Consider the following 17,591-nt stretch of genomic DNA (forward strand, 5'->3'; position numbering starts at 1 on the left):
GGCCTGCTTCAAAATACTCATGATCTGAGCGTCGCTATATTTCGATTTCTTCATCAGAATCTCCTCTTTCATCATTCGAGAAAATTCTACTTTCAAACACCCCTAATGTTCGGGGGGATTACCTAACGCCGCGCGGTCGGGTCATCGGATCCGGTGATGAAAAGACCTTCCAGTGTGGCGGGTGTGGAAAAACCTCGATCATCAAGAACAACAAGGCGATCATCGAAGAATATCGCCGCCTTCGTCGGAAATTCCGCCCAGAATTTCCAAGAGATGCCTGCTCCACCGAAGAGTGCGCAAATCACGGGAAGGCCCAATCCGAGAATCCGGAGCTGTATCGCAAGGCGGGGACGACGAAGAAAGGCACACAACGCTGGAAATGCAAATCCTGTCTGAAGACATTCTCGACGGGAACGCGCCTGGGTCGTCAGAAGCGTAGCCACACGAACCGTGATGTCCTCTGGATGATCACCAATGGCGTGCCGATCACCAAGATCTGCGATTTCACGGAGCTATCCCCGCGGGATGTCTATCGGAAGATCGACTTCATACATGACCGCGTCATCGACTTCACCGCCAAGCGGGAAGCGGAGTTCAAGCGCGTGCAGTGGGAGAAAGTTGACCGTCGTTTTGCTTCAGATTCTCAAACCCTCCATCTGAATTGGCCGAACAAGCGGACCAGGGCGCAAATCGCTGTTCAGCATCTTTGCACAGCCCACGCCAACTCCGGCTACATCATGGCCGCTCACCTGCAGTTGGATCCAGCGATCGAGCTGCCAGACATTGAGGCGAGGATGGTCGCTGCCGGGGATTTCAGTCTGCCAAGGGCGTTTCGGGATCAGGCTCGCCTATGGTCTGAACCGGAGTTCAAAGGCTACCTCAACAAAATGACCCACAATGTGGCCATTCACCCCGATGAGGCCCCAGAGGTCGATCTGGGGCTGCAGCTGCCCCACAGCGGCGCTCTGGTCCGCCAGGACGCCATGCAGATGGCCCACGCCTTCCAGATGCGTCATTTCCTCGGCAAGGGCTCTGAGCGCTTCGTGTTCGTCCTGGACGCTGACCCCGGGCTGTCGATGTCCTTCATCTCAGCATTTGCCAGAAGGATCCAAGATGGCCGAGCAGATGTCATCGTCGTGGAGTTCGATAAGAACCAGTCCAACGATCAGCGCAACATGTTGATGAACGAAGGCCGCAAGCAGTTGGAAAATGACAGCAATGTGCCTCGTCATATCTTCGATGACTTCGACCCAAACACGAAAGACGAGATCAAGGACATCCTGGTGGAAAGCATGCTGGAGGAGCTGCCGCTGGCAGCAACCTTTGAATGGCCTTACCATACGAAGTCAGAGCCGCATCGCTGCATGCGCATTCTGACCGATCGAGAGAGCATGGCGCCGGACCGCCGCGCGCGCCTCATGCGTCTGGCAACTCTACGCAGCGTTGATGCCTATTTCCACAAGATACGGAGCAATCTGAAGTTCGCTGAGCGCCCCTCGCATACACCAAGCGCCAACGGCCGCGCTTGGCATCGACATTATCTCTACAACCCTGAAACCATGGTGAAAATCGTCGATATCTACCGCGTCACGCACAACTGGATGGGCAAGCGCACAACAAAGGAAACCCCAGCGATGAAGCTGGGGTTGGCCCGAGGCAAGGTCAATGCGAAAGATCTGTTCTCATAAGTTGCAACCCTGACTTGCAGGAACTGCTAAAATAAGAGAAATCGTCAGTTTGGTTTGAATGTTGACAGGATATACCTAAATGAGTATAAGAAAGAAATCAAAACCAGACCTCAAACCATGTAGGTGGGTAGGCAGCTCTCAGAAGGATATGAGGGCATTCCCAACCGCAGTTAGGAAAGAGATGGGCACTGCCTTGATGTATGCACAAGGTGGTGGCCGAGCTGGAAATGTAAAAACACTCTCTGGGATGGGCTCAGGAGTTCTGGAGGTGGTGGATGATCATGATGGAGACACTTACAGGTGTGTTTATCTTCTTAGGCTAAAGGGGGTTGTGTATATCCTGCACGCATTTCAGAAAAAATCGAAATCTGGAATCAAGACCCCGCCGCAAGATAAGAAACTGATCAAGTCCAGGATCAAGCTCGCAGAGAATGACTACGAAGAGTTCAAGAAGGAAATCGAAGAATGACAGAACAAATTATTGAAAGCTCTGGCAATGTATTCGCAGATCTTGGGCTGGAAGACGCCGAAGAGCTCAGCTTGAAAGCCACGCTTGCTATGCAAGTTGCGTCTATCATAAAACATCGCCACCTCACTCAAAAAGAGGCCGGGCAAGTCCTCGACATTCCCCAACCGCATGTTTCCAAGCTGCTAAATGGGAAGTTGGACAGCTTCTCTGCCGAAAGGCTACTTCGCATGCTACTGAAACTTGGACGCGATGTTGATATTGTTATCAAAAAAAGGAAATCAGCCTCAACTACTGGTGCGCTGAGTGTCGCAACTTCCAAAAATCGAATCCCTGTAGCGGCCTGATACGCCCTTCTCCGACAATAGAAAAACACCCGCGCTGAGCAATCCGGCGCGGGTGTTTTCTTGTGTGCCTTCCGGGGACCAGCGACCCCCGCGGCCTGCAACACTTATGGCAAAGGGCTGGCGCCAGTGGCGGGGTTCTTTTTTAGAGAATCTCAAGCAAACTCACTGACTGGCGCGGTCGGCTTCGATTTTGCGCCATTCAGCAACGTTGCGGTTGTGCTCAGCGAGCGTGGCGGCAAAGGCGTGCCCGCCGGTGCCATCGGCCACAAAGAACAGAAACTCTGTTTCATCCGGGTTGGCCGCTGCCTCAAGGCTGGCGCGGCCCGGGTTGGCGATGGGCGTCTGCGGCAGGCCAGAGATCACATAGGTGTTCCACGGGGTTTCGCGGCGCAGCTCGCTTTGGCGCAGCCCACGGCCCAGGGTGCCTTCGCCCTGGGTAATGCCATAGATCACCGTCGGGTCGGTCTGCAGGCGCATGCCCTGGTTCAGCCGGTTGGTAAAGACGCTGGCCACCTGCCCGCGCTCTTCGGGCACGCCAGTTTCCTTTTCGATGATCGAGGCCATGATCAGCAGCTCTTCCGGGCTTTGCAGCGGGATCGAGGTATCACGTGCCTCCCAGGCCGCAGCGATCAATTCGGCCTGCGCCTCTTGCATGCGGGTGATCACATCGGCGCGGCTGTCGCCTTCGCGCACCTCATAACTGTCCGGCGCAAGGGAGCCTTCGCTCGGCACCGCGACCTCGCCGCTCAGAAGGTCAATGCGCCCCAGCGCATCCACCACCTGCCAACTGGTGACGCCCTCGGCCACCGCAATGCGATAGCGGGTGTCCGCTTGCTGACGCACAGAAATATATTCCTGCGGCGCTTCGCCTTCGGCGGGGGTGAATTCCGCCACCTCGACATAGCGGTTGGTGGCCGGGTCAAGCTCGCGCACCTGCACATTGGCCTGGGTGACACCGACGCGGAACACCACTTCGGTGCCACAGGTCGAGGCCCCGCCACGGGTGACGATGTCTGCAATCTCTTCCATAGAGGCACCGGCTGGCACCAGGAATGACCCGGCTTTCAGCAGGTTGGCCTTTTCGGTGTAATCCGTGCCAAGGCGGAACAATGCCCCATTGGTGACGGCACCGGTTTCCTCAAGATTTTCGGACACGCGGCGCATGGTCGATCCGGGCGCAACACGCACGCAGATCGCTTCGTCCAGCGGACCGGCAGAGGTGTATTGCCCCTTGCCCCAGAGGATCACGCCGCCAATGAGAAACACCGCGACAATCAACAGAGTAATCGCGTTCGAAGCGACGCTGCGCCACATGGTATCAGACCTTTCCGAAGATCACCGAAGCATTGGTGCCGCCAAAGCCAAAGGAGTTTGACAGCGCCACATTGATCTCGCGCTCAACCTTTTTGTTGGGGGCCAGATCAACGGTGGTTTCCACGGCGGGATTATCCAGGTTGATGGTCGGCGGAGCGACCTGATCGCGGATCGCAAGGATCGAGAAGATCGCCTCAATGGCACCCGCCGCCCCCAAAAGGTGGCCCGTCGCAGATTTGGTTGAGCTCATGGTCACTTTGCTGGCCGCATCGCCCATCATGCGCTCAACCGCGCCAAGTTCGATGGTGTCCGCCATGGTCGAGGTGCCGTGGGCGTTGATGTAATCAATATCCGCGGGCGTCAGGCCAGCATTGTTCAGCGCCGCACGCATCGAACGCTCGCCGCCTTCGCCATCCTCAGAGGGGGCGGTGATGTGATAGGCATCGCCTGACAGACCATAGCCCAGAACCTCGGCATAGATTTTTGCGCCGCGCGCTTTGGCGTGTTCGTATTCTTCCAGCACCACAACGCCGGCACCCTCGCCCATGACAAACCCGTCGCGGTCCGCGTCATAGGGGCGGCTCGCGGCCTTGGGGTCATCCGCGCGTTTGGTGGACAGCGCTTTGCAGGCGTTAAAGCCGGCAATACCAATTTCGGAAATGGCCGCTTCCGCGCCGCCAGCGACCATCACGTCTGCATCGCCGGCCTTGATCAGACGCGAGGCATCGCCAATGGCATGCGCCCCGGTGGAGCAGGCCGTGACAACTGCGTGGTTCGGGCCTTTGAAGCCAAAGCGGATCGACACCTGACCCGAGATCAGGTTGATGAGCGCCCCGGGAATAAAGAACGGCGAGACACGGCGCGGGCCACGTTCTTTGATCAGAACAGCGGTCTCGGCAATCGAATTCAGACCGCCAATGCCCGAGCCGATCATCACACCGGTGCGCAGCAGGCTCTCCTCGTCCTCAGGGGTCCAGCCCGCGTCCTTGACGGCCTGTTCCGCCGCCGCGATGCCGTAAAGGATGAAATCATCCACTTTGCGGCGCTCTTTGGGGGCCATCCAGTCATCGGCATTAAACGTGCCATCGCTGCCATCGCCCAAAGGCACTTCGCAAGCATATTTCGTGGTTACGGCGGAGGCATCAAACCGGGTGATCGGCCCGGCCCCGGACTGGCCATCCAGAATGCGTGACCAGCTTTCTTCGACACCGGATGCCAATGGGGTGACAAGACCCAGACCTGTAATGACGACGCGACGCATAGTGCTGCCCTTTCCTCAATTCTTTGAATGCTCATACCTTGGGTTGGGGTTGAGGGGCAAGAGTGGGTTGGCGCGATGGTGGAATTTGGCTGACAATTCAAGCGGGCATGTTCCCAACTCCTCTGGCTCCCGAGAGGGGGTTTCCGAAATTCTCTCAGACGAAGCTTAGGAGATGAATTTCACTTCGCCGCCGGTCTCATTAACTCGTCTTCAACCGCGGCGGTTCTATATCAGCCAAACACACGCTGATTATTAATCCAAAATTTGCGCCATGTTGCGCAACATGGTACATTTCCCTATATGACTATTCAAAGCGTCAAAGGCAAACGGGTAAGAAACGCGATCAGGGGCAACCTCAAAGGCCTCCCCTCTGACCTCACAAAACGCATCAAAGCCCTCTTGATTGTCTTAGACAGCGCCAAAGACCTGACCGACCTGCGCAGCCCGCCGGGGAACCAACTGGAAACTCTAAAAGGCGACCGCGCCGGGCAGCATTCGATCAGGATCAATGGCCAATGGCGCATTTGTTTTGTCTGGACGGAGAATGGCCCAGCAGATGTTGAGATTGTCGATTACCACTAAGATTGGCGGCGTAAGGAACGTGATATGAGCTTACTAGACTTCACAATGCACCCCGGAGAGGTGCTGAAAGAGCTATACCTCAAGCCACTCGGTCTTTCGTCGATCAAATTCGCCGAAGCCATTCAGGTGCCACGCAGCCGTGTTGAGCGGTTGGTGCGTGGTGATTGCGGGATCACGCCTGATACCGCCTTCCGTCTGGCCAAGGCCCTGCAAACGACGCCGGAAATGTGGCTGACCATGCAGAACACTTACGACCTTGCCATGGCAAAGGATGAGGTCGACGTGTCTGCCATCAAACCCTTGCCAGCGATCAGCGAAAACAACGAAGCGGCTTGACCCAAACAAAAAACCCCCCGCTTGCGCGAGGGGTTTTCCAAAATTCTCTCAGACGAAACTTAGGAAGCTTCGGAGATGAATTTCACTGCGTCGCCGAAGGTTTGGATGGTTTCGGCTGCATCATCAGGGATCTCGATGCCGAACTCTTCTTCGAAGGCCATTACCAGCTCAACGGTGTCCAGGGAGTCTGCGCCCAGGTCGTCGATGAAGGATGCGCTTTCGACAACTTTGTCTTCTTCAACACCCAGGTGCTCAACAACGATCTTTTTTACGCGGTCAGAGACGTCGCTCATATCATTTCCTCATTCGTACAGGCCATCTGGCCTTTGATTTTCCCGCCTTCAGGGCAGGAAATTAAGTAATGCCCGTTTGGGCGGCTCTTATTTCCGGCTCCCCCGGATAGTCCGGCGTGCCAGATGGCTCACCCGGAAAACTGCGCCGCCTATAGCACATGTTACAGGCAACGCAAACGCTTTCGCGCCTCTTGGTGTCAAACCCCCTATGCCCGCAGCGCAAAGCCGCGAGTCACCGGCGATCTGATCACAGCATGGCCATACCGCCATTCACGTGCAAGGTCGAACCGGTGACATAACCGGCTTCGTCGCTCGCCAGATAAAGCACAGCGGCCGCAATTTCCGCCGGTGTGCCCATGCGATTGGACGGGATCTGCTTGTTGATCGCCTCTTTCTGATCGTCGTTCAGCGCGTCGGTCATCGCGGTGGCAATGAAACCGGGGGCCACGGCGTTTGCGGTGATCCCGCGGCTGGCCACCTCATAGGCGATGGATTTGGTCATGCCAACCATGCCCGCCTTGGAGGCCGCATAGTTCGCCTGCCCCGGGTTGCCGGTCGCGCCCACGATGGAGCTGATGTTGATGATCCGGCCCCAGCGCGCCTTCATCATCGGGCGCATCACCGCGCGGCACAGACGCATGGCAGAGGTCAGGTTCACATCCAGAACCTGCTGCCATTCTTCATCCGACATGCGCATGAAAATCTGGTCTTTGGTGATCCCGGCGTTGTTCACCAGAATATCAAGACTGCCCATCGCTTCGATCGCCTGTTTGGGCAGTGCAGCCACAGCCTCGGCATCGCCAAGATTACATGGCAAGACGTGGGCGCGTTCACCCAGTTCAGCGGCCAGCGCTTCAAGTGGGGCAACCCGTGTGCCGGAAAGGCCAACAGTCGCGCCAGCAGCGTGCAGCGCTTTGGCGATCTCGCCGCCAATGCCGCCAGAGGCGCCGGTGACCAGCGCCGCTTTCCCTGTCAAATCAAACATAATGTCTCCTGAAACTCTCTAAGTGTCTGGCTTAGGCCAGTTTTTCTGCGGCAGCTTTGACATCCTCGGGGGTGCCAACGGCGGTGCAGGCAATACTGCGCTCAATCCGGCGCACCATGCCCGACAGCGCCTTGCCTGCGCCGATCTCGTAGATTTCGCTCACGCCCTGCGCGGCCATCCACGCCACGGATTCGCGCCAGCGTACAGAGCCTGTCACCTGCTCTACCAAAAGCGAGCGAATGGTGGTGGGGTCGGAAATCGCCTGTGCGCGCACATTGGCCACCAGTGGCACCACCGGGCGGTTGATATCAACATCATCCAGCGCCTCGGCCATCACATCTGCCGCAGGCTGCATCAGAGCGCAGTGGAACGGGGCGCTGACCGGCAGCAGAACCGCGCGTTTCGCGCCCTTTTCCTTGGCAATCTCAACCGCGCGTTCAACCGCTGCTTTGTGGCCTGACACCACAACCTGCCCCGGATCATTGTCATTGGCGGCTTGGCACACATCGCCCTGTGCGGCCTCTTCAGCCACGGCGCGGGCGGTCGCAAAATCAAGGCCCAGCAGCGCCGCCATTGCGCCAACGCCCACAGGCACAGCCGCCTGCATCGCCTGCCCGCGGGTGCGCAGCAGCCGTGCGGTATCAGCGATCGACAGCGCACCAGCTGCTGCGAGGGCCGAATATTCGCCAAGAGAGTGGCCCGCGACATAAGCGGCCGCTTCGATGGAAACGCCTTCCGCTTCCAAAGCTTTCATCGCGGCCAAAGACGTCGCCATCAGAGCAGGCTGGGCGTTTTGGGTCAGGGTCAGCGTGTCTTGCTCCCCTTCCCAGATCAATATGCTCAGCTTTTCACCCAGCGCGTCATCCACCTCGTCAAACACAGCTTTGGCGGCAGGATATGCCTCTGCCAGGGCTTTGCCCATGCCAATGGTCTGCGCGCCCTGCCCCGGAAAAACGAATGCTCGGCTCATGAAAGCCCCCCTATTTCTTAACGTTTGAACCGGAATAGCCTGCCCTGTGCGCAGGCGCAATCACCTTGCGTCATGGCCCTTCGTTTTGCGCCTTGTTGCCGAAGCGGGCCGTAGTATCCTCGGGCGCACCGCCAGACCCTAGGGACAGCCTATGCCACTGATGAATACGGCCCGCCACTATGGCGCGATCACCAAAGCCTTCCACTGGCTGACGGCGCTGCTGATCTTCGCGACCTTTCCGATTGGCTATATCGCCCACCAAGCCCCTATGGAAACGGGCAGCGAACTCGCCCATAAGGCGCAGCTGTTCTCTTTGCATAAAACCCTTGGACTCGCAGTGTTTGTGACCGCCCTGCTGCGGGTGATCTGGGCCCTGATTGAGGGCGCGCCAGCCCCGCCGCCTGGCGCGCGCCCCAAGGCAATATTTGCGGCGCGGCTGACGCAAGCCATCCTATATGGCGGGATGTTGCTGGTGCCGCTCAGCGGCTGGGTCCACCATGCCGCCACCGACGGATTTGCACCGATCTGGTGGCCTTTTGGGCAATCCCTGCCCTTCGTTCCGAAAGCGGCGGCGGTGGCCACATGGGCGGGAACGCTGCATTTTTACGCCATGCTGACACTGGGCGCGGCGATTCTGGCCCATGTGGCCGGGGCGCTCAAACATGCGCTGATAGATCGTGATCAGACCCTGCGGCGTATGCTGCCCGGCATGCCTGACGCGCAGGGTGCGCCGCTGCCGACCAACCGCGCGCCACAGCGCGGGCCGATGTTAGCGGCCCTCGGGGTATGGGCGCTGGTGATTGCGCTGGTGGTGTCGCAGGCCGCGCCGCTGCCGACCCAGCGCGGCGCTGCGCCATCACTGGCAGCGCAACGGCCCGTCGCCAACCCCACGCGCGCCGCGGACCTTTGGGAAGTGGAGAGCGGCACATTACACATTACGGTCACGCAGTTCGGCCAAGAGTTGCAGGGCAGTTTCGCCAGTTGGCAGGCCGAGATTACCTTTCGCGACACATTGGTGAATGGGCGGCATGGCCGGGTGCGGGTGACAATCGACATCCCCTCGCTGCACCTAGGGTCCGTGACGCGGCAAGCGATGGGCAGTGACTACTTTGATGCTGCGACCTTTCCCGCAGCCATATTTGCCGCAGATATCCTGCCTGCCGACGAAGGGTATCTGGCCCAAGGCACCCTGACCTTGCGCGGCGTTGAGGTGCCGCTCACCCTGCCTTTTGATCTGGAAAGCGATGGGCGCACGGCCCGGATGCGCGGGGAAACGCGCGTCAGCCGGCTGGCCTTTGGCATTGGGGCCAATCACCCAGAAGCGGACACGCTGGGCCATGAGGTGCGCATCAGCGTGGCGCTGAGCGCGGGGCGCGCCGGGGCCTGACGCCTAGGTCACGTGCTCAGCACGGGGGCCGCATAGCGCAACCGCACCAGGCGGCGCGATGCAAGATCCCGCACGACGGCATGATCCGGGGCCAGTTCAATGGTGTCAGCGCGGGCCTGCGAAAACCGATCCAGAATCGGGCCATCTGCGCTGCCGCGCGTGACAGTCCAGGCCGCAACGGTGCGGTCATAGCGCAAGACGCATTCTTCGCTGCGCCCACCGGCTTTGGCGACCATAAGCCCGATAAGGAAAACGCAGACCCCCATCAGGCAGACAAGGCTGCCCAAGGCAGGTTCTGAAATGCTGAGCAGCACAAGCCCGCCGCCCGCAACGCAGATCACCGCGGCGGCCGACAGCGCCGTCAAGCGCAGCAAAGTGGGGGCCCAACGCTGCGCCGCTGATGCGGCCGCGGTCCGTGTAATTTTGATCTGCATAGGGCCTGTCCTGCTCTTGAGTGTTCTGTGCGGTTGATGCGCAATTCCGAAGCTGCGCAGCAAAAGCGGCAGAAATGCGGCCACTGTCCCGCCAAATGTGGCGGAAACAGTTTGTTGACGATGCGGATCGGGGTTGTTTTATCGGGCCAGTTGGGTATACAGCGCCATCCTTTTTGCACTGATTTAGAACCGCGCAGTCTCTCGTGGGTGGGGCGCATTAAGGTTAATGCCCTGCTCTTTGAAATGCGCTTGAAATGAAATGGAGAGCACATGCCACTATATGAGCATGTTTTCATCTCGCGTCAGGACTTGTCCAACACGCAAGCTGAAGGTCTTATCGAACATTTTGGTACCGTCCTTTCGGACAACGGCGGCAAGCTGGTTGAATCCGAGTACTGGGGCGTCAAAACAATGGCGTATAAGATCAACAAAAACCGCAAAGGCCACTACGCCTTCCTGAAGACCGAAGCCCCTGTGGCCGCGATCCAGGAAATGGAGCGCCTGATGCGCCTGCATGATGATGTGATGCGCATTCTGACCATCAAAGTTGATGAGCACGCTGAAGGCCCATCGATCCAAATGCAAAAACGTGACGACCGTGGCGACCGCCGCGAGCGCCGCAACTGATTGCGTGAAGAAAGGACTGTAAGTCATGGCTGCAAAACCGTTTTTCCGCCGTCGCAAGGTCTGCCCATTCTCCGGTGAGAATGCGCCTAAGATCGACTATAAAGACACGAAACTGCTGCAACGCTACATCTCTGAGCGTGGCAAAATCGTGCCTTCTCGTATCACCGCGGTTTCCGCGAAAAAGCAACGTGAACTTGCGCGCGCTATCAAACGTGCCCGCTTCCTCGCGCTGCTGCCCTACGCTGTGAAATAAGGAGCGACTGACATGCAAGTTATCCTTCTCGAACGCGTGGCCAAACTGGGCCAAATGGGCGAAGTTGTGAATGTGAAGCCTGGCTACGCACGCAACTTCTTGCTGCCACAAGGCAAAGCTTTGACAGCATCGGACGCCAATGTGGCACAGTTCGAAGCTCAAAAAGCCCAGCTGGAAGCACACAACCTGGAAACCAAGAAAGAAGCAGAAGCGATGGGCGAAAAGCTGGCTGGCCAGCAATTCGTTGTGATTCGTTCCGCTTCAGACGCGGGTGCACTTTACGGCTCCGTCACACCACGTGACGCAGCTGAAACTGCAACCGAAGCTGGCTTCACCATTGACCGCAAACAGGTCGCTCTGATCGCTCCGATCAAAGACCTGGGCCTGCACGCGGTTGAAGTCCGCCTGCACCCTGAAGTGATTGTCGAAATTGAACTGAACGTTGCGCGCTCTGCTGAGGAAGCGGAACTTCAGGCCTCGGGCAAATCCATTCAGGAACTGGCTGCTGAAGAAGAAGCCGCTGCAGAATTCGAAATCGCCGAACTGTTCGACGATATCGGCTCTGCCGCTTCTGACGATGAAGATCTCGCCGCTGCTGCGGATGTTGAGGTCGAGTCTGACGAAGATTCCGCGTCTTAAGACCGGGTTCATGATCTGGCGAGGCGCGCCCTGGGCGCGCTTCGCACACAAGCCAATGCTGAAAAACTCAGCATAAGACTACTTTAAGGCGAAGAATTTGCCCCCGCGCCATATTTAGGGCAGATTGGCTTGTGTTAGTAAATGTCGCCTCAATGCGATTTGCGCGGAAGTGCAAAGTTGCGTTGAACTAGTAGTGTGAAGTCGCAGGTGAGTTATGAATAAGATTGATGTTTTGGTCGGCAAGCGGATCCGCGCCCGTCGTCACGCGATGGGGATCAGCCAGACTGAACTGGGGGATGCTATCGGAGTGAAGTTCCAGCAGATCCAGAAATATGAAACCGGTGCGAACCGGGTCAGCGCGTCGCGCCTTTGGGCGGTTGCGGAAAAACTGGGCGTGGATGTTGTCTATTTCTTCGAAGGTATTCGCCGTACTGATGATGCCGATGGGGTTGCTGTTGATCCTATTGACCAGATGGAGTTTCTCTCGGATCGTGAAGCGATCGAGATGATGGAACTCTACCGGAAACTGCCGCAAAGCCAGCGCAGCGCTGTTCTGGCTTTCATGCGGTCCATGGCCCAGGATGGGCGCAATGGGCCGTTGAGCGTCGCAAGCTCATAAATCAATTCCCCGCCCTACCGGGCGAAAGGAGAGCCGCATTGAAACTGCACAGCCTACATGATGTCCCGCATTCCGAAGAGCGGTTCACAGGCTACCTCAAGGGGATCTGCGATACCTTCGAGTTTGATGATGCGGCTTATGCAGGGGTGAATCCGGCCAGCGGCACCATGCATGCGATCGTGACCTACGACAAAGACTGGCAAGACCACTATCAGGACCAGGAGTTGCACAATCTGGATCCAACGCTGCAGGCGGCGATGCGCAGTGTGGCACCGGTCGATTGGATGCGTCTGCGCCATGACAGCAATTTTCGCGCCGTCTTTGATCAGGCCAGGGACTTTGGCATCGGCGAATGCGGCCTGACCATTCCCATTCGCGGCCCGTATGGCGAATTCGGCATGCTGAGCGTCACGCGCAAATGCAGCGAGGCGGAGTGGGCCAAGCTGAAACGCAATGTGCTCGCAGAGTTGCAGCCTGTGGCTTCGCATGTGCATGACCATATCATGCAGTCAGAACCCCTGACCCGCATTCTGCACCATCCGAACCTCTCGCTGCGCGAAATCGAAATTCTGCAATGGATTGCCGCCGGCAAGTCGCAACAGGATATTGCAGACATCCTGTCGATTTCCAATCGCACGGTCGAGGTGCACCTGCGCTCGGCGCGCGAAAAGCTGGTTGCTTTGACCACAGCCCAGGCTGTTGGGCGCGCCATCGGCCTGTCGCTTATCTATCCCAGCTGATTTTTTTCTGACCATCTGATTCCCGCAGCCCCCCGCTGCGCGGCAAAATCGTGGCTGCGGTGCCTTCCTGCATCGCACCGCGGGCGCGCGCATGCGCGATCTTTGCCATCAAATCAACTACGGGATTTCCCCAATAGAGAAAATTTTCTGAAACTTTAGAAATGATTTTCATAAAATTCGAAAGGATGGGGACTAACATGATTATTACGGTAGACGGACTAAACAAGCACCTCTTCCAGCCCCTGCTGGACGACATGTTTCGGCTGCGGGCTCGGGTCTTTTCCGGGCGCCTCGGTTGGGAGGTGAATATTGAAAACGACATGGAGATCGACCAGTTCGATCGCATGGACCCGGCTTATATTATTGGCGTGGACGACGAGATGAACGTCATCTCCTGTGCGCGGGTTCTACAGACGACGGGGCCACATATGCTTAGCGATGTGTTCAGCGCCATCCTCTGCGGAGAGCCGCCCGTGCGCAGCGCCAACATTTGGGAATCCACCCGGTTCTGCGTCGATACCGAGCGCTTGAAAAACCGCGAAAGCAAAACCGCAGTGTCCCGCGCGACAAGCGAGTTGATGCTGGGGATCCTGGAATACGCCCAGGCCTCTGGTATCACTGACATCATCACGGTGATTGACCCGATCATGGACCGCGTTCTGAAGCGCTCCAACAACGCGCCGCACGGCTATGTTGGCCAAACGGTTCCGATGGGCAAAGTGAAAGCCCTTGCAGCGCTCCTGGATTGTACCGACGAACGCATTCAGCGTGTGCGCGAATTTGCTGATATCAAAGGCGAGATCTTTATCCCGGAAACTCTGGCCGCCGAAAAACTGCAGGCCCGCAAGGCCCGCGCAGAGATGGGCGTAACCGGCGCAGTGATGTCCAAGCCCGCCCCCTCACTTGCGGAATTGCAGAATTATTGTTTCGACCTGCTCGCAAGCGCCGACAGCAAAAAAGAAGCCGAAGCCGCGCTGATGTTGATGGAGGTTCTCAAGGACAAATTGGGCACAAGCGATGTCGCAGAATTGCAGCGCCTCGCCGCCGGCCTGTCCCGTCAACAAGAGGAGACCAAAACCTGCGTTTCAGGCACCGCCTGATCGCTGGTAAAGTTACCGCCTGTTCATCCCCCAGGCGGGTTGCGTGCCCACGCAACATGGTGGGGGTTGCCTCCCAACTCCGGGCGACCCCCTCCCAACGATACCGGAAGAAATTTCGGACCCAGTTTTTTATCAAGACTTTTCAAAACGTGAGTGAGAACATTTAAATACGAAAAAGGGCTGCCAGAGATGGCAGCCCTTTATTTTTTGCAATCAGCATTTTGCGATCAGCGCGCCGCCCGCAAAAGGCGGCGCGGGCCGAGGATCACTCCTCGTCCAGAGCCTCAACAGCTTTCTGCAGATCGTCTTTGCTGATTTCTTTGTCGGAAACCTGTGCCAGTTCAAACACATAATCGACCACTTTGTCTTCGAACAGTGGCGCGCGCAGTTGCTGTTGCATCTGCTGGTTCTGCTGAATGAATTCAAAGAACTGACGCTCTTGGCCCGGGTACTGACGCGCCTGGTTCATGATCGCCTGAGTCATTTCAGCGTCGGTCACTTCAACTTCGGCTTTCTGACCCAGCTCTGCGAGCAACAGGCCCAGACGCACGCGACGCTCTGCCAGTTTGTTGTGTTCGTCAGTCGGGGTGATCTCTGGGTGATCGTGGCCCTCAACCTCTGGGTTTTCTTCGTGCCACAGCTGATGAGCAATCTGGCCCGCTTCCGCTTCGACCAGCGATGGTGGCAGGTCAAAGGAGACCAGATCATCCAGTGCGTCCAGCAGAGCGCGCTTCTGAACCTGACGCGCAGCGCCCGCGTATTCCGCTTCCAGACGTTCGGAGATTTGACCCTTCAGCGCGGCCAGATCCTCGGCACCAAATTTCTTGGCCAGCTCGTCGTTCAGCTCAGCGGCAACCGGCTCTTTCACCGCTTTGATGACGCAAGAGAACACAGCTTCTTTGCCTGCCAGATGCTCGGCCTGATACTCTTCCGGGAAGGAAACAGTGACGTCTTTTTCTTCGCCCGCTTTCACGCCAACCAGCTGCTCTTCAAAGCCCGGGATGAATTGACCTGAGCCCAGAACCAGCGGGAAGTCTTCGCCTGCGCCGCCATCAAAGGCTTCGCCGTCGATTTTGCCCACGAAATCCATGGTCACTTGATCGCCGTCTTTGGCTTTGGTGCCTTTTTTGCGGTCTTTGAAATCCTGCGCGGTTTCCGCGAGGTTGGCCAGCGCTTCGTCGACATCCGCGTCGGAGGCTTTGACAACCAGCTTTTCCAGCGAGATGGATTTCAGATCCACTTCAGGGATCTCAGGCAGCGCCTCATAGGACATTTCGACCTGAACGTCGTCGCCCTCTTTCCACTCTTCGCCGTTTTTCATTTCGACTTTTGGCTGCAGCGCAGGACGCTCACCGGATTGCTCAAAATGCTCGTTCATCGCGCCGTCAACGGCTTCTTGCATGGCTTCGCCCAACAGACGCTGACCGAATTGCTTTTTCAGCAGGGCCATTGGCACCTTGCCCTTGCGGAAGCCTTTCATTTCGATTTCAGGCTGCGCTTCGGTCAGTTTTTCGTTCACTTTCGCGTCCAGCTCAGCGGCTGTCACGGTGATGTCATAGCCGCGCTTCAGGCCTTCATTCAGGGTCTCAGTGACCTGCATGGTGTTGTCCTTCTTTTCAACATTTGTGCGGGTCAAAAAGCACCGCGCACCTATCCAATTATGCTGCCTGCGGTCCTTATAGATACGACGCTGCATTGACAAGGCTATTCCCGCGATCACGGCGCGCTGCGCCCCCGGTCTGCCAAAGGTGCCCCCCGAGAAAAACCCGGCGCGGAACGCCGGGTGTCTGTTGTCAAATCCGAGGTCCGAGAATCGCCCGGTTTCAGAGGTAGCCTTCTTCAATGAACCGCCGCGCCACCAGCTTGCCCATCACGCGGCTGCCCCAGGCGGTCACATGCGCCGCGTCCTCCATATAACCCGGGGGATGGGCCACCGTATGCGCCATGGGCTGCGCCGTGGCATGGCCGCTGTCCTGATCCATGTTGGCAAATGTCTCAACAAAGAGGTCCGTATGAATGCTCGTGGCATCCGGCGGTGGCCCAAACAACATCCACGGGACTTGGCCAGAACCTGTATCGCTTTCCATCGCATTGCGCATCGCGGCAAAGGCAGCGGGGTACGCCACATCCATCGTCGGGCTCAGATCCCCCTGCCCCTGCGCCCACAGCCAGGCTTTGATCTCACTGCCCGCAGGCAGCGCAGCCATAGTGTCCGCGATCAGGTCGACCGCGTTCTGATAGGCATCGACATTTTGCCCACTGCCCGCCGGGTTCCAATCCCCATCCGATCCGACCAGTGTGGTCGCCGAATAGGCCGCGCAGACGATCACCAGATTGTGGCTTTCGGGCACGAAGGGCATCAGTTCCTGCGCAAAGGCGATCGCCGGGGACACACCCGAAGACTGGCTTTTGAACAGCAGCGGCGCATGCATGGCGTGCAGCGCGCCGCGTGTGGTGCCAAAACCCGCATAGCTATAGCCCGGCACACAAAGGCAGCGCGGCCCCGGCCAGAAATCATGCGCGGGGTCAATGCCGTATGCATTGTGCGAACATTCCATCAACGATTGTCCGCCCGCCACAATGACATAGGCCGGACGGCTGAGGATATCGTCCATCTGATAGGCCTGAAATGTCCCCAGCGTTGCTGCGCCGCCGGTGCCTGTGATCAGCTCCAGCCCCGTCTGCGCGCTCGCCGCCGGAAATTTCCAGGTCTGAAGCCCATCGCGGGTGCGTGTGCTTTCGGGCGCATAGACCGGGCTCAGAAACCGCGGACGGTAAGTGCCGGAAAGGTTGCTCACCTCGGTATGCACCCAGATGTGACCCTCGTAATTGGCGCTGTCCCCTGCGCCGCTCAGCTCGCCCAGCGTCACCTGACCGGGCGCAAAACTGACGCTGCCCGAGGTATCGACCAAATGGCTGCTGTCCTTGAGGCTGGCGGCGCGGATCGGCAGCAATCCGGGCGCGATGTTGGATCTCTGCCGAGCAGCCTGCCCGGCGCGAATGCTGATATCTGAACCAAGATCAATCATGTCAGATCACAAACGCCTTGATGCCCGCGGCGGTGGTGCCACTGGCATAAACGCGGCTGACATTCAGCGGCAGTTCGGAAAAATCGGGCAGTTGCACGGTGATCGGCCCGGTGCCATCCAGCGGCATCAAGCGCACCGCGCCGGCGGTTTCGACATAAAGCTTAACTGCGGTTTCCGGCAGATCCGCCGCATCATCAGGCACCACATCGCGCAGCCCCGCAAATGTGCCGGCCAGACTGCGGTTCATCTTCAGCGTCTCATCATAGATTTTCATCATCTCATCCTTCTGCAGAGGCAAACTCGCGCTAAGAATGAAATCGCAGGGTAAACGAAGCCTGAGACCCGCGTACAGGCGCACCAAGGACTTGTTAATCTTTATGAAAAGTGGTGCGGGTGGAGGGACTTGAACCCCCACGCCTCGCGGCGCCAGAACCTAAATCTGGTGCGTCTACCAATTTCGCCACACCCGCAACCTGTGGAAACGACTCTCTGGCCGTTTCGTCCGGCGTTCCTAGCAAAGG

At 57.9% G+C, this 17,591-nt stretch carries 22 protein-coding genes, 1 tRNA gene and 1 pseudogene; 13 read left to right on the forward strand and 11 right to left on the reverse strand.

Annotated elements, in window-relative coordinates:
• Positions 1-332 precede the first annotated feature (332 nt).
• The 4 genes and pseudogenes from N6L24_RS15580 to N6L24_RS09370 form a co-directional block, all read left to right on the forward strand.
• Positions 333-401: pseudogene (locus N6L24_RS15580) on the forward strand (IS1/IS1595 family N-terminal zinc-binding domain-containing protein); the annotation flags it as partial.
• A gap of 63 nt (positions 402-464) precedes the next feature.
• Complete coding sequence (locus N6L24_RS09360; protein ID WP_271844419.1) at positions 465-1,688, forward strand: hypothetical protein; 1,224 nt, start codon at positions 465-467, stop codon at positions 1,686-1,688.
• A 79-nt stretch (positions 1,689-1,767) separates the two neighbouring features.
• Entirely contained in the window at positions 1,768-2,157 is a 390-nt protein-coding gene (locus N6L24_RS09365; RefSeq protein ID WP_271844420.1) for a type II toxin-antitoxin system RelE/ParE family toxin, read from the forward strand.
• Positions 2,154-2,501: a helix-turn-helix domain-containing protein gene (locus N6L24_RS09370; RefSeq protein WP_271844421.1), complete on the forward strand. Its 348-nt coding sequence runs from the start codon at positions 2,154-2,156 to the stop codon at positions 2,499-2,501. The genes N6L24_RS09365 and N6L24_RS09370 overlap by 4 nt, the downstream gene beginning before the upstream one ends.
• Before the next feature lie 162 nt (positions 2,502-2,663).
• Here the strand turns inward: N6L24_RS09370 and mltG are convergent, their stop codons facing one another.
• Both mltG and fabF read right to left on the reverse strand, forming a co-directional pair.
• Positions 2,664-3,815, reverse strand: a complete 1,152-nt coding sequence (gene mltG, locus N6L24_RS09375; RefSeq protein ID WP_271844422.1) for an endolytic transglycosylase MltG — start codon at positions 3,813-3,815, stop codon at positions 2,664-2,666.
• Between the two features lie 4 nt (positions 3,816-3,819).
• Positions 3,820-5,076, reverse strand: a complete 1,257-nt coding sequence (gene fabF / locus N6L24_RS09380; protein ID WP_271844423.1) for a beta-ketoacyl-ACP synthase II — start codon at positions 5,074-5,076, stop codon at positions 3,820-3,822.
• Positions 5,077-5,376: 300 nt separating this feature from the next.
• Here fabF and N6L24_RS09385 point away from each other — a divergent pair, with 300 nt between their 5' ends.
• Positions 5,377-5,658, forward strand: a complete 282-nt coding sequence (locus tag N6L24_RS09385; RefSeq protein ID WP_271844424.1) for a type II toxin-antitoxin system RelE/ParE family toxin — start codon at positions 5,377-5,379, stop codon at positions 5,656-5,658.
• A gap of 24 nt (positions 5,659-5,682) precedes the next feature.
• Positions 5,683-5,994 carry a HigA family addiction module antitoxin gene (locus N6L24_RS09390; protein ID WP_271844425.1) on the forward strand — a complete coding sequence of 104 codons (312 nt, stop codon included), beginning with the start codon at positions 5,683-5,685 and terminating at the stop codon, positions 5,992-5,994.
• A 59-nt stretch (positions 5,995-6,053) separates the two neighbouring features.
• On the opposite strand, the gene N6L24_RS09395 is transcribed toward N6L24_RS09390, so the two are convergent.
• The 3 genes from N6L24_RS09395 to fabD form a co-directional block, all read right to left on the reverse strand.
• Positions 6,054-6,287: an acyl carrier protein gene (locus N6L24_RS09395; protein WP_271844426.1), complete on the reverse strand. Its 234-nt coding sequence runs from the start codon at positions 6,285-6,287 to the stop codon at positions 6,054-6,056.
• A gap of 247 nt (positions 6,288-6,534) precedes the next feature.
• Entirely contained in the window at positions 6,535-7,272 is a 738-nt protein-coding gene (fabG, locus tag N6L24_RS09400; protein ID WP_271844427.1) for a 3-oxoacyl-[acyl-carrier-protein] reductase, read from the reverse strand.
• 31 nt (positions 7,273-7,303) lie between these two features.
• Complete coding sequence (gene fabD / locus N6L24_RS09405; protein WP_271844428.1) at positions 7,304-8,242, reverse strand: ACP S-malonyltransferase; 939 nt, start codon at positions 8,240-8,242, stop codon at positions 7,304-7,306.
• A 151-nt stretch (positions 8,243-8,393) separates the two neighbouring features.
• On the opposite strand from fabD, the gene N6L24_RS09410 reads away from it, so the two are divergent.
• Complete coding sequence (locus N6L24_RS09410; protein ID WP_271844429.1) at positions 8,394-9,629, forward strand: cytochrome b/b6 domain-containing protein; 1,236 nt, start codon at positions 8,394-8,396, stop codon at positions 9,627-9,629.
• An 8-nt stretch (positions 9,630-9,637) separates the two neighbouring features.
• On the opposite strand, the gene N6L24_RS09415 is transcribed toward N6L24_RS09410, so the two are convergent.
• Complete coding sequence (locus tag N6L24_RS09415; RefSeq protein WP_271844430.1) at positions 9,638-10,063, reverse strand: hypothetical protein; 426 nt, start codon at positions 10,061-10,063, stop codon at positions 9,638-9,640.
• Between the two features lie 270 nt (positions 10,064-10,333).
• Between N6L24_RS09415 and rpsF the strand changes: the two genes are divergently transcribed.
• From rpsF to N6L24_RS09440, 5 genes are all read left to right on the forward strand, one after another.
• Entirely contained in the window at positions 10,334-10,690 is a 357-nt protein-coding gene (gene rpsF, locus N6L24_RS09420; RefSeq protein ID WP_271844431.1) for a 30S ribosomal protein S6, read from the forward strand.
• Between the two features lie 25 nt (positions 10,691-10,715).
• The gene (gene rpsR, locus N6L24_RS09425; RefSeq protein ID WP_009805008.1) at positions 10,716-10,943 is read left to right on the forward strand and encodes a 30S ribosomal protein S18; all 228 of its coding nucleotides are present in this window, start codon (positions 10,716-10,718) and stop codon (positions 10,941-10,943) included.
• A gap of 12 nt (positions 10,944-10,955) precedes the next feature.
• Positions 10,956-11,582, forward strand: a complete 627-nt coding sequence (gene rplI / locus N6L24_RS09430; protein ID WP_271844432.1) for a 50S ribosomal protein L9 — start codon at positions 10,956-10,958, stop codon at positions 11,580-11,582.
• 214 nt (positions 11,583-11,796) lie between these two features.
• A complete protein-coding gene (locus N6L24_RS09435; RefSeq protein WP_271844433.1) occupies positions 11,797-12,201 on the forward strand; it encodes a helix-turn-helix domain-containing protein in 405 nt (134 codons plus the stop codon).
• Between the two features lie 38 nt (positions 12,202-12,239).
• Positions 12,240-12,941, forward strand: a complete 702-nt coding sequence (locus tag N6L24_RS09440) for an autoinducer binding domain-containing protein (RefSeq protein ID WP_334312320.1) — start codon at positions 12,240-12,242, stop codon at positions 12,939-12,941.
• On the opposite strand, the gene N6L24_RS09445 is transcribed toward N6L24_RS09440, so the two are convergent.
• Complete coding sequence (locus N6L24_RS09445) at positions 12,925-13,113, reverse strand: hypothetical protein (RefSeq protein ID WP_271844434.1); 189 nt, start codon at positions 13,111-13,113, stop codon at positions 12,925-12,927. The genes N6L24_RS09440 and N6L24_RS09445 overlap by 17 nt on opposite strands.
• Positions 13,114-13,138: 25 nt before the next feature.
• On the opposite strand from N6L24_RS09445, the gene N6L24_RS09450 reads away from it, so the two are divergent.
• On the forward strand, positions 13,139-14,041 hold the full coding sequence (locus N6L24_RS09450; protein WP_271844435.1) for an acyl-homoserine-lactone synthase: 903 nt from the start codon (positions 13,139-13,141) through the stop codon (positions 14,039-14,041).
• 265 nt (positions 14,042-14,306) lie between these two features.
• On the opposite strand, the gene tig is transcribed toward N6L24_RS09450, so the two are convergent.
• The 4 genes from tig to N6L24_RS09470 form a co-directional block, all read right to left on the reverse strand.
• Positions 14,307-15,641 carry a trigger factor gene (gene tig, locus N6L24_RS09455; protein ID WP_271844436.1) on the reverse strand — a complete coding sequence of 445 codons (1,335 nt, stop codon included), beginning with the start codon at positions 15,639-15,641 and terminating at the stop codon, positions 14,307-14,309.
• Between the two features lie 223 nt (positions 15,642-15,864).
• Complete coding sequence (locus tag N6L24_RS09460) at positions 15,865-17,070, reverse strand: sialate O-acetylesterase (RefSeq protein WP_271844437.1); 1,206 nt, start codon at positions 17,068-17,070, stop codon at positions 15,865-15,867.
• A gap of 1 nt (position 17,071) precedes the next feature.
• Complete coding sequence (locus N6L24_RS09465) at positions 17,072-17,344, reverse strand: spike base protein, RCAP_Rcc01079 family (protein ID WP_271844438.1); 273 nt, start codon at positions 17,342-17,344, stop codon at positions 17,072-17,074.
• Positions 17,345-17,455: 111 nt separating this feature from the next.
• Positions 17,456-17,540 (reverse strand) — tRNA-Leu (locus tag N6L24_RS09470).
• Between the last annotated feature and the right edge of the window lie 51 nt (positions 17,541-17,591).

This window comes from Cognatishimia sp. SS12, from assembly GCF_028369055.1.
In the GTDB taxonomy this organism is placed as follows: Bacteria; Pseudomonadota; Alphaproteobacteria; order Rhodobacterales; family Rhodobacteraceae; genus Cognatishimia.